We start from the raw sequence: 13,712 nt of genomic DNA, 5'->3' as shown, positions 1-13,712 counted from the left end.
GTCTCAGGTGGAAATCGCCGGAGCGGCCGCTTGGCCGCGCCCGTCCGCGCCGCCCCGCACCGCCTGCCAATCGCATTCGGCAAGCCCCGCCGGCTTGAACGGGTCGATCAGCGTGCCCGAGACGATCGAGGCGAGCAGCCCCTGCATCGGCGGGGTGCGCGCAACTGTGGCTACCAGCCTGTCGCGCAGCCAGGCGAGAGCCGTCGAGTCCGACTGGTAGAAGGGCGTGAAGAGGAGCGACAGCAGCTGGAACAGCGCGACGTGGTTGCGGCGTGCGGCGGCATAGGCGGCAAGTGCGGCATCGAGATCGCCAGCCGTCTCCAGCGCATGCGAAAGTGCTGCGACGTCGAGCAGCGCCATATTCGCCCCCTGTCCGAGCTGCGGGCTCGTCGAATGGGCGCTGTCGCCGACAAAGGCGATGCGGCCGGAGACCGGCCGGCGCATGGTGCGGTGCGCATAGCGCGCCAGCGTCAGTTGCTCCCAGTCACTGATCTGATCCAGCAACGGCGCACAATCCGGCCAGTAATCGAGAATGCGCGCCTTCCAGCGATCGAGCCCGGCCTGCCATATCACGTCTGTGTCCGCGACCCTCAGGCTCCAGAAGAAGGCGACGCGGTCGCGCTCACCCATCCGCGCGCGGCCCGCCGGCAGGATGCCGATCATCACCTTCGCCCGGTCGTAGCGCTGCACCAAAGCGTGCGCATCATGATTGAGGCCGTCGCTGTCGAGCGTCGCCCAGAAGGCGCCATAGGCAAGCTCGCGCACCTTGGGCGCGGCGGTCGAACCGGCAGCAAGCGCCGAGCGTGCGCCGCTTGCATCGATCACCAGATCATAGGCGCCCGCCTCATGCCCTTGCGCATCCAGCATCACGGCCTTGCCGCCAGCCATGCGAACCTCGGTCAGCGTGACGCCGGTCTTGACCGGCAGCCCGACCGCGGCCACGGCATCGTGAAGCGTATTGAAGAGGGCCGCGCGCTGCACCGCCAGCCCGAAGCGCCCACCGGCGAGCGCATCATAGCGCACGTCGAGCACGGTGCGCCCGGATTTGGCATCGGCGCCATAGAGCCGGTCGATCCGGCTGCCGAGGACCAGCATCGGCTGCAACAGGCCGAGTGTGTTCAGGACCGTCAGCCCCGTCGGCTGCAGCATCAGCCCGGAACCGACAGGTGAAGCTGCGTCGAACCGCTCGAGGATCTCCACCCGATGACCGCGCCGCGACAGCATCAGTGCCGCTGCCAGCCCCGCCGGGCCGGCGCCCGCTATGCCGATATGAAGTGTCTTCATGGTTCCCCGAGGTGACGCGGATGATCGGCGAAACTATAGGGAAAATCAAAGTGCTAGGGCAAGGTCACGCTACCGGGACACGACGTCGCGCGTGGCGCATGACGTTGCGTCATGCTGCAAAGGAGTGGCCGCCCCTCATCCGGCCTGCCGGCCATCTTCTCCCCGCAGGCGGGCGAAGGGTACGCGTGGCACCCGCTCGCTCCATCGTCGCTCCCGCCAGTTGTGTCACCGTGGCAACGATCGGCGCGCCCTCGGTCTCATCTGACGGCTGCCCCACTCGGCAACGCTCCGACCGGGCGCGTCCCCTCTCCCCGCGTGCGGGGAGAGGGTTAGGGTGAGGGGCAAGCCCCACGAAACGATCACCGGACACGAAAATAGCAGGCGCGCCACAGCGCAACCAACCCGCGACTAAGGGGCATCATCGCCGCTACGAAACGCCCTACCCCTGCGCGTCATACACCTCGCGCGCGGCCCGAATGGCGCCGTGGTTTTCCACCGACCAGTCGACGAAGTGCTTGAGCAGGCCGAGCAGCGAGCGCCCGAGATCGGTCAGCGCATATTCGACGCTCGGCGGCTGTGTGGGGTAGACGGTGCGGTGGATGTAGCCGTCGCGCTGCAGGTCCCGCAGCGTCTGGGTCAACATGCGCTGGGAGATGTCGGGGATCAGCCGGCGGAGCTGCGAGAAGCGCAAGGGGCCGTCGGCGAGCGACAGGATCATCAGCGAGTTCCACTTGCCGCCGATATTGTCCATGACGTCGCGGACCGGGCAGTTTTCCATATCCATCGGCACGCCGCAGACGATCGCCACGCGCTTGCCCTTCATGTCCCCGGTCGGCTTGTTCATCGGCGGTACCCTTTTTGTAACCACAGCAGAAAAAACTGCCTCCTTTACAGCCCTACTGCGATTACGCGATAAGAGCAAGTCTCAAAAAGAGACCATGTGCCGAAGCATCTCCTAGGCAACGGCAGGAAGAGCCGGCGAGGCCTGCGCCGCGGCGTTCTGCGCGCGTTTCCGTCTCGGCCAAAACAGAAAAGGTAAAGACCATGTCCGATACATTGCTCGTCACCGGCGCAACCGGCCAACTCGGCAAGCTCGTGCTCGACCAGTTGCTTGCGTCCGGCATCGCACCGGCCCGGATCATCGCCACCAGCCGCGATACGACGAAGCTCGCCAATTATATCGCCAGGGGTGTTCAGGCCCGCGTCGCCGATTTCGACGATCCCGCTTCGCTCGACCAGGCCTTTGCCGGCGCCGACCGGATCCTGATTATCTCTACCGACGCGCTGGACCAGCCCGGCAAGCGGCTGAAGCAACATCTGGCCGCCGTTGCGGCTGCGAAGAAGGCCGGCGCCAAGCACATCGTCTACACCTCGATGCCGAGCCCGGAAACCTCGGTCATTCCCTTCGCACCCGATCATCTCGGCACTGAAAACGCCATCAAGGCGACCGGCATTCCCTATACGATCCTGCGCAACGGCTGGTACATGGAGAACCTGTTCATGGCGCTGCCGCATGCCCTTGAGACCGGGCAATGGTATTCTTCTTCGGGCGAAGGCCGCCTCGCCCACATCGCCCGCGGTGATGCCGCCAAGGCCGCAGCCGCAGCCCTTGCCGCCTCCACAAGCGAGAGCCACACCTATACGCTGACGGGCGGCGAGCTGCGCTCGACGGACGAGATCGCAGCCCTCGTCGCCAAGGCGACCGGCAAGTCCCTCAACGTCGTGCACATCTCCGACGAGGCGCTCGCAGGCGGCCTGAAGAGCGCCGGCCTGCCGGACTTCCTGATCCCGATCGTCGTTTCCTTCGACGCCAACACCCGCGGGGGCCACATCGACATGGTGACGGGCGATGTCACCGCGCTGACCGGCGCGACGCCGGTGACGCTCGCCGCCTTTCTCGAAGCGAGCAAGGCGCGACTTGCCAGCTAAGCGGTAAGCCAGGCAGCGGGAGCCCGGCCGTTTGCGTCGGGCTCTCGAAACGACCTTTGCCATGCTGTCGGCACCGGGAGGGCACGAGCTGCCCGCCCTGCCGGCCAGACAATCTTCGCCATGGCCGTCACCGCCATTTGTTCTTGCTTTGTTCACGTTTTCGCTCTATGAATTCTCCTGGCTTCACCGCTTAAAAAAGGGGAAATCATGAGCGTTTATCTGACCGTCGGTGCATTGGATTCCGCCAGGTCCAATGCCTTCTACGATGCCACCCTGGCGACGATCGGCTGGAAGGCGCACACGGACTTTCCGGACTGGCGCGCCTATTCCGAAGGCGGAACCGGCAATGGTCCCGTGCTGTGGGTCTGCAAGCCCTTCAACAATGAACCGGCAAGCGCTGGAAATGGTTCGATGGTCGGCTTCATGGTCCAGTCCCGTCAGGACGTCGATGCCTTCTACCAGGCAGGCATGGCCAATGGCGGAACGGATGAGGGCGCCCCCAACCCGCGGCCGCATTATGGGCCGCACTGGTACGCGGCCTACATGCGCGATCCCTCCGGAAACAAGATTTCCGTCGTCTATAACGGTTAGCCCATCGCTGCCTTGGCCGGGCACGGTAACCGGGCATCCGAAGCACCGCGCTCGCCGGCATGGGAAGGCTGATGCCTGGCACGCGGGCTTGCCAGCTTTTGCCGTCGCCTACCGGAAGGCCTCCACCGGCGAAGCATCAGCCCTCAGCGCAAGCTCGGCCAGAACGAGCGCGCCGACGCCGGCGAGAAAGAAGCCGGCCGAAAGATTGAGCGTCGTGCCATCGTAGAAGGCGCCCACCGCGATCGAAAACACCGTCGCCACGAGGCTGGAGCCGGAGGCGATCAGCGATGCGCCGAGCCCGGCCACCTGCCCGAGCGAACGCATGGCCATGGCGTTGAGATTGCCGAACAGCACGCCGACCGCAAAGAAGGCGGCAAAACCGAGCACCAGCAGGATCGCAAGCGGCGGCCGCCCGCCCCAATAGAGCGATGCCGCAAGCATCGCCAGCCCTGCCGCGGCAAGGCCCACAAAACCTCGGCGCGCCATCGCCTCCGCGCCGAAGCGCTGCACGAGCTTGGCATTAAGGAACGAGGCAAGCCCGATGCCCGTCGCCAGCATGGCAAAATAGAGCGGGAAGGTCTCACCGATCCCGTAGGCGTCGAAGAAGAGGTCGGCCGCCGTGCTCAGATAGAGAAGCTGCGCGCCGAAGACGAGCCCGGTCGCGACGATCAGCAACGTCACCCGCCGATGCGACAGGATGCGCCGCCCGTTCGATACGAGCAGCCCCAGGCGAAAGGGAATGCGTTTGTCGGCCGGCAATGTTTCCGGCTGCCGCATCACCAGCCACAGGCCGAGAACGCCCGCCGCCGCGAGATAGACGGCAAAGATGCTGCGCCAGCCGGCTACAGTGATGATCCCCTGCGCCAGTGTCGGCGCCAGCATCGGCACCAGAATGAACAGCGTGAACATGAACGACATGACGCGGGCCATCGCGTCACCCTCGAACTGGTCGCGGATCATCGCCCTCGTCGCGATCTTCGGCCCGGAGACGCCGACACCCTGAAGAAACCGGCCGAGGATGACCATTTCGAGCGAGTTCGCCACCATGGCGATGACCGTTCCGAGCGCATAGACGCCAAGGCCCAGGACCAGCGCCCTCTTCCGCCCCATCGCATCGGAAAGCGGCCCGAGCAGCAGTTCGCCGAACGCCATGCCGAGAATGAACAGCGAAATCACATGCTGGGTGGAAAGCGGCGGCGCGACGCCGACGTCGGCGCCGATCTGGCGCAGACCCGGCAACAGCGCGTCGATGCTGATCGAGGTCAGCGATGTCAGAAGCGCATAGAGAACGATGCGCTCGCGAAAACTGGTCTGAATGATCATGGGCCGGAGATGGGCGAGAGGACGGGCTTACTCTATAGCAGCCCCCGTTGCAGATTGCATTGCGTTCGCGCCTGCGTAGCCCTGAGTATTTTCAGGATGTTACGGCGTCTCATTTGCCAGATGCGCGGCATCCGCCAGGCAGACGACGGCGCGATTCCTGAAAAAATCATCCTCGCGCAGATGAGTGATGCTTCCGGATTTCGCCGGGAAGCTCAAGAAACCGGCGGCCTCGATCGGAACCTTCATCCAGGCCGCCATCACCAGCGTCAGCGTGAAACCGTGGGTAACGATGATCTGCGTCGGACAGGGCCTGGCGACGATGGCCTCGACGCAAGGGTAGACCCGAAGCGCCACGTCGCGGCGGGTTTCCGCGCCGTCGATACCGCAATCATGATCCAGCCGATTGTCGTCCGGCGCCGCGGTATAGCGCGCGTCGAGCCAGGCCTGCGGCCCGCCGCCGGCCACGCCATAGCTGATTTCGCGAAGAGCGGCGGTTTCCGTCACGGGCGCGGCAAGGCGCGCGGCGATCGCCGCCGCCGTTTCAGCGGTGCGCAAAAGGTCGGAGCTGAAGATCTCGACCTGCCTCCCGCCGACAAGGGTCGCAAGACGCTCGGCCGTGGCCGCCGCATCCTTTCGGCCGCGCTCGCTCAGGCCGGTATCGTACCAGCCGCCCACCCTGCCCTCGACATGGTGGACGGATTGCGTGTGGGTGACGACGAAGAGTTCCTTCATGCGAAGGCGCCTCAGACCTCCTGCCCGCAGGCGCGACGGAAGCGGCGCACGGTCTCGGCCATGCCGTATTCCAGCGCATCGGCGGTCAGGCCGTGGCCGATCGACACTTCGGCAAGGTTCGGAATGTGCCTGGCAAGCAGCGGCAGGTTGGCGACAGTCAGGTCGTGGCCGGCATTGACGTCGAGACCGAGCTCGGCCGCCAGCGCCGCCGTGCGGCCAAGCTCGCCGGCGATCTTCTCGGCCTTTTCCGGATCGTCATAGCAGCCGCCATAGGGGCCGGTGTAGAGTTCGATGCGGTCCGCACCCGTTTCCTTGGCGATGCGCAGCGCCTCCATGTCCTCGTCGCCATCGGCAAACAGCGAAACGCGAAAACCCTTCTTCTTCAGCCGGCCGACCACATGGCCGAGCAGATTGTGGTTCTTGCGGAAATCCCAGCCGTGGTCGGAGGTCGCCTGCGCCGGATCGTCGGGCACCAGCGTCACCTGTTCCGGCCGGTGCGCTTCGACGAGACCGAGAAACTCCTCGTTCGGGTAGCCTTCCATGTTGAATTCCGTCTCCGGGAATGCGCCGTCGATCAGGTCGCGGATCGGCTGCAGGTCGGAAAAGCGGACATGGCGCTGATCCGGCCGGGGATGCACCGTCAGGCCGGCGGCGCCGGCTTCGAGCGCAATGCGCCCGAGTGCGGTGACGGAGGGCCAGGGTAGATCGCGCCGGTTGCGAAGCATTGCGACGGCATTCAGATTCACGGACAGTTTTGCAGGCATGTCTGAACTTTCCAGAGGCGGGGCCGCTCACGGCCCGATGCGGGCAATGTGGATGCAATGTTCTACTGCATATTTAACGAAAGCAGAAACGGTTTGAGGTCGGGATTATGCAGCAATTCCAAGGAGTACCAATGCAATATCCGCGTCAATGGCGCGCAGTGCGTTTGCCCGCCTTGTCTTGATCAAATCTTGACAATCGATCTCTCTAATATGCAGGAAAGCTGAATCACCGGAACGAAACCTTCGGGCCGCCGGCACGCCGGCACTGGGCGAGCGAGCACCGCTACGATCTGTCACAGGGATTGAGGACGCAATTTTTACGTTTATTTCAGAAAAAACTCAAATTTGGCGTCTATCACCCCTGACAACCACTTCTTTTGGCCTTAAATTTCCGAATCAGATCGAATGGCCCTGGCCTACGCCGCGATCGCCTTCATAGATTTTTAGATCACATGACCCTGGAGCAAGCACCGATGACGACGGTCGAAAGACCCTGCGATGAGACGATACGGCGGACGCTCCGTCGCATCCTCGAAAGCAAGGCTTTCGCGCGCTCCGAGCGCTTGCGGGCGTTCCTCGCCTATGTCGTCGAAAAGGAGATGATCGGCGAAGGCCATCAGCTCAAGGGGTACTCGATCGCCATCGACGTCTTCGACCGGCCACAGGCCTTCAACGCCGACAGCGACCCGCTGGTGCGCGTGCATGCCGGCAAGCTGCGCAAGCTGCTCAAGGCCTTCTACGAGGGCGACGGCGCCGACGAGGATTGGCGCATTGCCATTCCCAAGGGAACCTACGTTCCGGAATACCGCCACGCGCGGACGGAAGTGGCCGAAACTGCCGCCCCCGCGCCGCGTCAGCCGAAGCCGGCCAAGCGGCGCTTTGCCGGGCATCGCCCCGCCTGGCCGCCAGCCCCGCTCTCCTCGCCGCTCTCCGTTCTGAGCGTCCTGCCGCTGTTGCTCTTTGCACCGATGCCGTCGCAGGAAATGACGCTGGACCTCGACGCCCAGGCCAAGCTCTTCAACGCCCGCCACGCAACCGAGCGGGTGCTGCCCGCCGTTACCGTGAAGCTCAGCGGCGCCGAAAACAGCGATGCGAAGGCCTTCGCCACGGCGCTGCGGCTTGCCGCCCAGCGCCACAAGACGCTGGCGCGCGCCACCGATGGCGACACCGGCCGACCGGTCTCGCGCAACTCAGCACTTTCCTTCACAGTCCAGGTGACCTGGTACGACGCACCGGCCCAGGGCATTCGCGTCACCCTCTCCCATGACGGCGAGAACGTGCCGATGCGCCAGGACTTCATCACCTGGAAGCGGCTCGAGACCGAGCCTGACCTGCTTTTCGAGAGCATGTCGCTCGCCGCCGAACTGTTTTCGCTCGATGGCGAGATCTATAATCACGCCCGCGAAGAGCAGATCGAAAGCCCGCTGATGGGCTGCATGGCCGCCACCCAGCGCTATCGCAAGCACCTCACCCGCGACACCTTCGAGACCGCCTGGTCCTGCCAGCAAAAACTCTCGCCGCTGCGCGGCGACGAGCCGCTGTTCATCCTCAGCGCCAACAGCCCGCTCAAGGTCATCGGACACTGAGCCTGCCCGGCGGGGCGGGCAAAGGCCGGTCCGCATGAAGCGGCTGCGACCCCCGGTCCGCCACATTCGCCTGCCATACTGGGACTGGTCATATTAGCGATTCGCGTATACGGTACACGCATGCGTTGGGAATGGGTGCCTGGGTGCTCGTCAGGCAAGCATCGATGTCCTGAGTAAACCGTGCCTTGCGCGCGGAGGTGCCCCAACCGAGCAGCAGGTATTGTCGTTGACGATCAACGAGTGCCTCACCGCGCGGATCCGTCCGCACCTTTGAGACCCGACGATCGCCACCGCTTCCGGACGCGGATTGCGCGCGCCCCTGGGTCGGTCTCGATTCAGGAAATTGCAGAAACAGCGCGTCGAAAGACGCGCAGGCTGTAGACCGGGGACCTTCGACATGCCGCGAGACCACTGGAAATTCGAGGGCGTGCTGGCCGCGCCCGATCGTGTCGGCTTTCTGCCCGACCTGCCGCTTCCCCACCACGACCCCACGACGCCGCTGGCGATCGCCGACATGGCCGACGCTTTCGGCGTCACCCATCGCACGCTGCACTTCTACGAGGAAAAGGGGCTCCTGACCGCCGCCCGCATGGGGCCGATGCGGGTCTACAACGAAGATCACATTCGCCGCATGGCCGTCATCAACGCCTGCCGCGAGATCGACATGCCGATCTCGACCATCCTGGAACTGCTGACCGGACTTGCGGGCACCGAGGAGCAGGCCGAAGCCGACAAGCTGTTTCGCGACGCCCTGCTGGCCCGACGGCGTGAGCTTGCCGCCCAGCAGGCAAACCTGCGCCGGCAGATGCAGCGCATCACCGAGCTGCTCGAAACCACCGACGGAGGCGAAGCCACCGATGAGGACGGCCATGTCCATCTCTCGCCGATCGAAAGCGAGTGCCTGACCTTCATGGCCGACGGCTATCCGGCGGCGCGCATCGCCGGCCTGATGGACATGGACGTGGCAGCAGCGCTTACCCTTGAAGCCGGCATCATCCGCAAGTTCGGCGCTAACAACCGCTTCCAGGCGATCGCCAAGGCGGTGCTTTCAGGCATGATCTCGCCGGAATAGCGAGGACACGGCAGCCTCCCCCGATGCCTTGCCGTCCGCATCCTCGTGCGTGAAGAGGACGAGGTCGCGTTGCGCCTCGCCTCGGTCACGACGCTCTCCTGCAGCCCCCTGCCCGCAGGCCTGCCACAGTAAGGCGCGCCGAACAGTTTGCAGGTCCACGCGGCACAATTCTCTTGAACGGCAGACATTGCGGTGTCGCCATTATCCCGCACGTGTTACGAGGGCGCCTGAACAAATACGGACGAGAGACCCCGATGCTTCCCTGGATAGAGCTGGACCGCGCAACCATTCCCGGTGACGGCGACGAGCTGCGCCTGAAGCAGCGCGGGCAGGAATTCTCGATCATGCTCGGCTCGAACGAGCTGATGAACAGCCGGTTGAGCGGCTCGGAAGAAGCGCTGGCGACGCTCGCCCATGAGCGCATCGCCGGCGGCAAGAACCTGAGCATGCTGATCGGCGGCCTGGGCATGGGCTTTACCTTGCGCGCGGCCCTTGCCGTGCTGCCAGGCGATGCCCGCGTGACCGTCGCCGAACTGGTTCCGGCCGTCGTCGACTGGGCTCGCGGCCCCATGGCCGAGCTGCACAAGGGCACGCTCGACGATCCCCGCGTCGATATCCATGTCGGCGATGTCGGCGCACTGATCCGCTCGAAGAAGGCCGCCTACGACGCCATCCTGCTCGATGTCGACAATGGCCCGGATGGCCTGACGCGCCCCTCCAACGACAGCCTCTACAGCCACACCGGCCTTCGCGCCGCGCAAGCCGCCCTTCGGGCTGGCGGCGTGCTTTCCGTCTGGTCGTCGGCACCCGACAGCGCCTTCACCCGCCGCCTGCGCGAAGTCGGCTTTGCCGCCGACGAGGTGAACGTGCGCGCCAACGGCAAACGCGGCGGCGCCCGCCATATGATTTGGATGGCAACGAAGCGGTAACAGCTCAAGACGGCTGCACCTCAGATCTTGCGGAAGGCGCGGCTCGATATCGAGATCGGATTGCCTGATGGGTCCTTCGCATTGGCGAACTGATAGCCATCGGCCTGATGGATGGCCCCGAATACCAGCCCTTCCTGAGCGCACCCTCGGCTGAAGGCTTCGACATCCCTGACATCGAACACTAGCTTGATGAGGGATTGGCCTTTCCGCGCGCCCTTGGCGGTCGGATGGACCATCAGGCTGGCGCCACCGTCTTGCGGGATCAGCTCGACGATACGGTCGCCCGCCTCGCGCGATGCCTGGAAGCCGAAGTGTTTTTCGTAGAAGCGAACCGTCGCTTCCACGTCATGGGCGTAGAGAATGATCCTGTTGATCGGCACGTCCGCATCCCTTCCGGCAGTGCGGTCTAGCGAACGATGGTCAGCCGCTCCGCAGCGCGAGTGATCGCGGTATAGAGCCAGCGCTCGCGGGTATCGCGGAAGGCCCAGCTTTCGTCGAACAGCACGACATTGTTCCACTGCGAGCCCTGCGCCTTGTGCACCGTCAGCGCGTAGCCGTAGTCGAACTCGTCGTAGCGCTTGCGCGTCGTCCAGGGGATCTCGCCCTCGACATCCTCGAAGGCCGCCTTCAACAGCTTGATCTTGGCGGCACCGCGATCCATGTCGTCGTCTTCGGGCCGGATCATCAGGTTGATCCCCGGCTTCACCGTCTCCTTCGAAGAACTCATCACCTGCCACAGCGAGCCGTTGAGCAGGCCCTTGGCCGGATCGTTCCTCAGGCACACGAGCTTGTCGCCCGATTGCGGATACTCGCTGGTAAAGCCTTTCAGTTCGCGCAGACGCTGGTTGTAGCGCCGGCGGGTCTTGTTGGTGCCGACCAGCACCTGGTCGGCCTCGAGCACCAGTTCCTGGTTCACCTGAGAGCGACCGATCACATGCGTCGTGCCATAGTCGCCATGCATGATTTCCTTGCCTTCGCGCACCTGCATGGCGAGCTGGATGATCGGATTGTCGCGCGCCTGGCGGTGAATGTCCGTCAGCAGGTAGTCCGGCTCTTGATTGGTGAAATAGCCGCCGCCCGTAACCGGCGGCAGCTGGCCGGGGTCGCCAAGCACCAGGATCGGCGTGCCGAAGCTCATCAGGTCCTTGCCGAGTGCCTCGTCCACCATCGAGCATTCGTCGACGATGATCAGCGCCGCCTTGGCGACCGGGCTCTGGCGGTTGATCGCAAACATCGGCGCGATCGAGGTCTTGCCGGTTTCCTCGTCGGAAACCTCCTCTTCGCCGCGCGGCCGGTAGATCAGCGAGTGAATGGTCTTGGCGTTGCTCGCGCCCTTGGAGCGCAGCACCTGCGCCGCCTTGCCGGTAAAGGCGGCAAACAGCACGTCGCCATCGACATGCTCGGCAAAATGCCGGGCCAGCGTCGTCTTGCCGGTACCGGCATAGCCGAACAGCCTAAAGAGCGGCGAGCGGCCCTCTTTCAGCCATTGCGAAACGGCCTTCAGGGCCTCGTCCTGTTGCGGTGCGAATTGCATGAGGTTGAGTGTCAGGATTCGGGCCGCACACGCAAGCCCGGAATTGCGGCCCCACCGGAGGACCAGGAGCCGCCAGCTTCGCGAGCGTCACCGCCGTGCGCAAAATTACCCCGTAAAATCAAGGCCGCGCCTCGTCACCGCTCCTTCCGGCGCGGCTTACGCCCGGCCGAATCTGTTCACGTTTTTTTCTCATTTCGCCTCCTGCCCGCACGGTGCTCGCATTGCCCGCTGGCAATCCTGTGGCACTTTCTTGCTCTGCCCCTTGAACGCAACGCCGCATTGTTGCTAACGAGCGTGACGTGATGGCGCCCGCGCTTCTGCTGGCGAAGACCATCGCTCAAAGCCCGTCAAGGCCGGCCCCGGTGGCCGTTCCCGCCTTTCCGGGTCATGCCGGAGAGTGCCCGTGAAAACCGACAAGCCAGCTGCGCCGCCCACCCCGGACAAGGTCGGCATCGGACGGTTCGCGCCCTGGCTGCAATGGAGCCTGCTGCTTGCGGTCTCCATCGTCCTTGCCTCGTTTTTCGAATTCATCGGCCTTCCGGCCGGGCTGCTCATGGGCCCGATGCTGGCCGCCGTGCTCGTCGGCATGAACGGCGGCACGATACGCCTGCCGCGCCAGCTGTTCTTCTGCGTGCAGTTCATCCTGGCAATGATGATTGCCGGTGCCATGACGCCGGGCATGCTCGCCACCTTCTCCGGCAACTGGCCGCTGTTTCTCGCCGTCATCCTCTCGGTCATCGCCGTCAGCACGCTCTGCGGCTGGGTCATCACCCGCATGCGCATCCTGCCGGGCACAACCGCGATCTGGGGATCGTCGGCAGGCGCCGCCTCGACCATGCTGCTGATGGCTGACGCCTATGGGGCCGATGCACGCCTCGTCGCCTTCATGCAGTATCTGCGCGTGATCTTCGTCGCCAGCACCGCGACCGTGGTTGCGCATATGTGGGTCACCGGCGCCGAAGCCGAGCAGACCACCCACTGGTTCGCACCGATCGACGGCCTGCTTTTCCTCGAGACAATCGCCGTCGGCCTTGGCGCAGCGCTCGCCGGCCGCTTCCTGCGCGTGCCCGCCGGTGCCTTCCTGCTGCCCTTCCTTCTCGGCGCCGTGCTGAACGTCTCAGGCGTGATGACCACCGCGCTGCCGCAATGGCTGCTGGCGATCTGTTTTGCCATGCTCGGCTGGAACATCGGCCTCGGCTTCACCCGCCAGATCCTCATCCATGCCCGCCGCGCGCTGGTGCCGACGATCATCTCGATCGTCGTGCTGATCTCGTTCTCCGGCCTGCTTGCCCTGCTTTTGATCAAGGTGGTCGGCATCGATCCGCTGACCGCCTATCTCGCCACCAGCCCCGGCGGCCTCGACTCGATCGCCGTCATTGCCGCCTCGAGCAATGTCGACCTCTCCTTCGTCATGGCCCTGCAGACAGCCCGCCTGCTGATCATCACCATGATCGGGCCGGCGCTCGCCCGCTTCGTCGCCGACCGGGCTTGACGATGTTGGCCCGGCACGTTTCCAATGCGCTGCCGGGAGAACACTCGTGAAGACGCTCAGAATCTATGGACCTCCGGAAGCCGCGCTTCCCTTCGACCTGCGCGACATCCTGCAGCGCCTCGCACCCCGCTCGCTGAGAGCGTCGTGGAGAGTTTCCGCCGTCGACGCAGGTTATCAATGGTTCGATGCCACCGGCCCCGGCGGCGACGTTCTGGAGAGTTGGGCCCAGTCCGGGAGCATGATCGAGGGCCGGCACCTGGCCGCCGCTGTGCAAGACGTTCTCCAGATCATCTGGGGAGAGTTTACCGGTTTCCTGCCCGGCACCCCGAACAGCCCCTGGATCGTCATTCGCGCCATCGACAGCACGTTTTACGAAATCACCACGGACGACGAGACGGTTCTGCAACGGGTGGAGACCGGTTTCCAGGGCGCTCGCCGTTCTGATGCCCCGTGGAAACCGGCCGACTAGCACCATC

General features: G+C 64.6%; 14 protein-coding genes. 7 read left to right on the top strand and 7 right to left on the bottom strand.

The window, feature by feature from the left end:
• Nucleotides 1-3: 3 nt before the first annotated feature.
• On the bottom strand, nt 4-1,284 hold the full coding sequence (locus ASD63_RS01470) for an NAD(P)/FAD-dependent oxidoreductase (RefSeq protein WP_051659256.1): 1,281 nt from the start codon (nt 1,282-1,284) through the stop codon (nt 4-6).
• Between the two features lie 439 nt (nt 1,285-1,723).
• A complete protein-coding gene (locus ASD63_RS01465; RefSeq protein WP_034792759.1) occupies nt 1,724-2,128 on the bottom strand; it encodes a helix-turn-helix domain-containing protein in 405 nt (134 codons plus the stop codon).
• 200 nt (nt 2,129-2,328) lie between these two features.
• On the opposite strand from ASD63_RS01465, the gene ASD63_RS01460 reads away from it, so the two are divergent.
• Nucleotides 2,329-3,213, top strand: coding sequence for an SDR family oxidoreductase (locus ASD63_RS01460; protein ID WP_034792757.1), 885 nt, complete (start codon nt 2,329-2,331; stop codon nt 3,211-3,213).
• A 207-nt stretch (nt 3,214-3,420) separates the two neighbouring features.
• Nucleotides 3,421-3,804: a VOC family protein gene (locus tag ASD63_RS01455; RefSeq protein ID WP_034792755.1), complete on the top strand. Its 384-nt coding sequence runs from the start codon at nt 3,421-3,423 to the stop codon at nt 3,802-3,804.
• Nucleotides 3,805-3,912: 108 nt separating this feature from the next.
• Here ASD63_RS01455 and ASD63_RS01450 read toward each other — a convergent pair whose 3' ends face one another.
• From ASD63_RS01450 to ASD63_RS01440, 3 genes are all read right to left on the bottom strand, one after another.
• Nucleotides 3,913-5,127 carry a multidrug effflux MFS transporter gene (locus ASD63_RS01450; RefSeq protein WP_034792753.1) on the bottom strand — a complete coding sequence of 405 codons (1,215 nt, stop codon included), beginning with the start codon at nt 5,125-5,127 and terminating at the stop codon, nt 3,913-3,915.
• 99 nt (nt 5,128-5,226) lie between these two features.
• The gene (locus ASD63_RS01445; RefSeq protein ID WP_034792751.1) at nt 5,227-5,859 is read right to left on the bottom strand and encodes a histidine phosphatase family protein; all 633 of its coding nucleotides are present in this window, start codon (nt 5,857-5,859) and stop codon (nt 5,227-5,229) included.
• 11 nt (nt 5,860-5,870) lie between these two features.
• A complete protein-coding gene (locus tag ASD63_RS01440; protein ID WP_034792749.1) occupies nt 5,871-6,623 on the bottom strand; it encodes a pyridoxine 5'-phosphate synthase in 753 nt (250 codons plus the stop codon).
• 473 nt (nt 6,624-7,096) lie between these two features.
• Here ASD63_RS01440 and ASD63_RS01435 point away from each other — a divergent pair, with 473 nt between their 5' ends.
• The 3 genes from ASD63_RS01435 to ASD63_RS01425 all read left to right on the top strand — a co-directional run bounded on the left by ASD63_RS01435 (nt 7,097) and on the right by ASD63_RS01425 (nt 10,210).
• Nucleotides 7,097-8,209, top strand: coding sequence for a hypothetical protein (locus ASD63_RS01435; protein WP_034792748.1), 1,113 nt, complete (start codon nt 7,097-7,099; stop codon nt 8,207-8,209).
• Between the two features lie 397 nt (nt 8,210-8,606).
• Nucleotides 8,607-9,281, top strand: coding sequence for a MerR family transcriptional regulator (locus ASD63_RS01430; protein ID WP_034792747.1), 675 nt, complete (start codon nt 8,607-8,609; stop codon nt 9,279-9,281).
• Nucleotides 9,282-9,535: 254 nt separating this feature from the next.
• Nucleotides 9,536-10,210, top strand: a complete 675-nt coding sequence (locus ASD63_RS01425) for a hypothetical protein (protein WP_034792746.1) — start codon at nt 9,536-9,538, stop codon at nt 10,208-10,210.
• Nucleotides 10,211-10,230: 20 nt separating this feature from the next.
• On the opposite strand, the gene ASD63_RS01420 is transcribed toward ASD63_RS01425, so the two are convergent.
• Nucleotides 10,231-10,590: a VOC family protein gene (locus ASD63_RS01420; RefSeq protein ID WP_034792745.1), complete on the bottom strand. Its 360-nt coding sequence runs from the start codon at nt 10,588-10,590 to the stop codon at nt 10,231-10,233.
• Nucleotides 10,591-10,616: 26 nt separating this feature from the next.
• Nucleotides 10,617-11,744, bottom strand: a complete 1,128-nt coding sequence (locus ASD63_RS01415; protein WP_034792744.1) for an ATP-dependent RecD-like DNA helicase — start codon at nt 11,742-11,744, stop codon at nt 10,617-10,619.
• A 403-nt stretch (nt 11,745-12,147) separates the two neighbouring features.
• Between ASD63_RS01415 and ASD63_RS01410 the strand changes: the two genes are divergently transcribed.
• Both ASD63_RS01410 and ASD63_RS01405 read left to right on the top strand, forming a co-directional pair.
• The gene (locus ASD63_RS01410) at nt 12,148-13,236 is read left to right on the top strand and encodes an AbrB family transcriptional regulator (protein ID WP_034792742.1); all 1,089 of its coding nucleotides are present in this window, start codon (nt 12,148-12,150) and stop codon (nt 13,234-13,236) included.
• Nucleotides 13,237-13,282: 46 nt separating this feature from the next.
• Entirely contained in the window at nt 13,283-13,705 is a 423-nt protein-coding gene (locus ASD63_RS01405) for a hypothetical protein (RefSeq protein WP_051659255.1), read from the top strand.
• The last annotated feature ends 7 nt before the right edge of the window (nt 13,706-13,712 follow it).

The organism is Ensifer sp. Root558 (genome assembly GCF_001427045.1).
Lineage (GTDB): Bacteria > Pseudomonadota > Alphaproteobacteria > Rhizobiales > Rhizobiaceae > Ensifer > Ensifer adhaerens.
The sequence above is the reverse complement of the archived record's forward strand: the minus strand, read 5'-3'. Positions and strand labels throughout refer to the sequence as shown.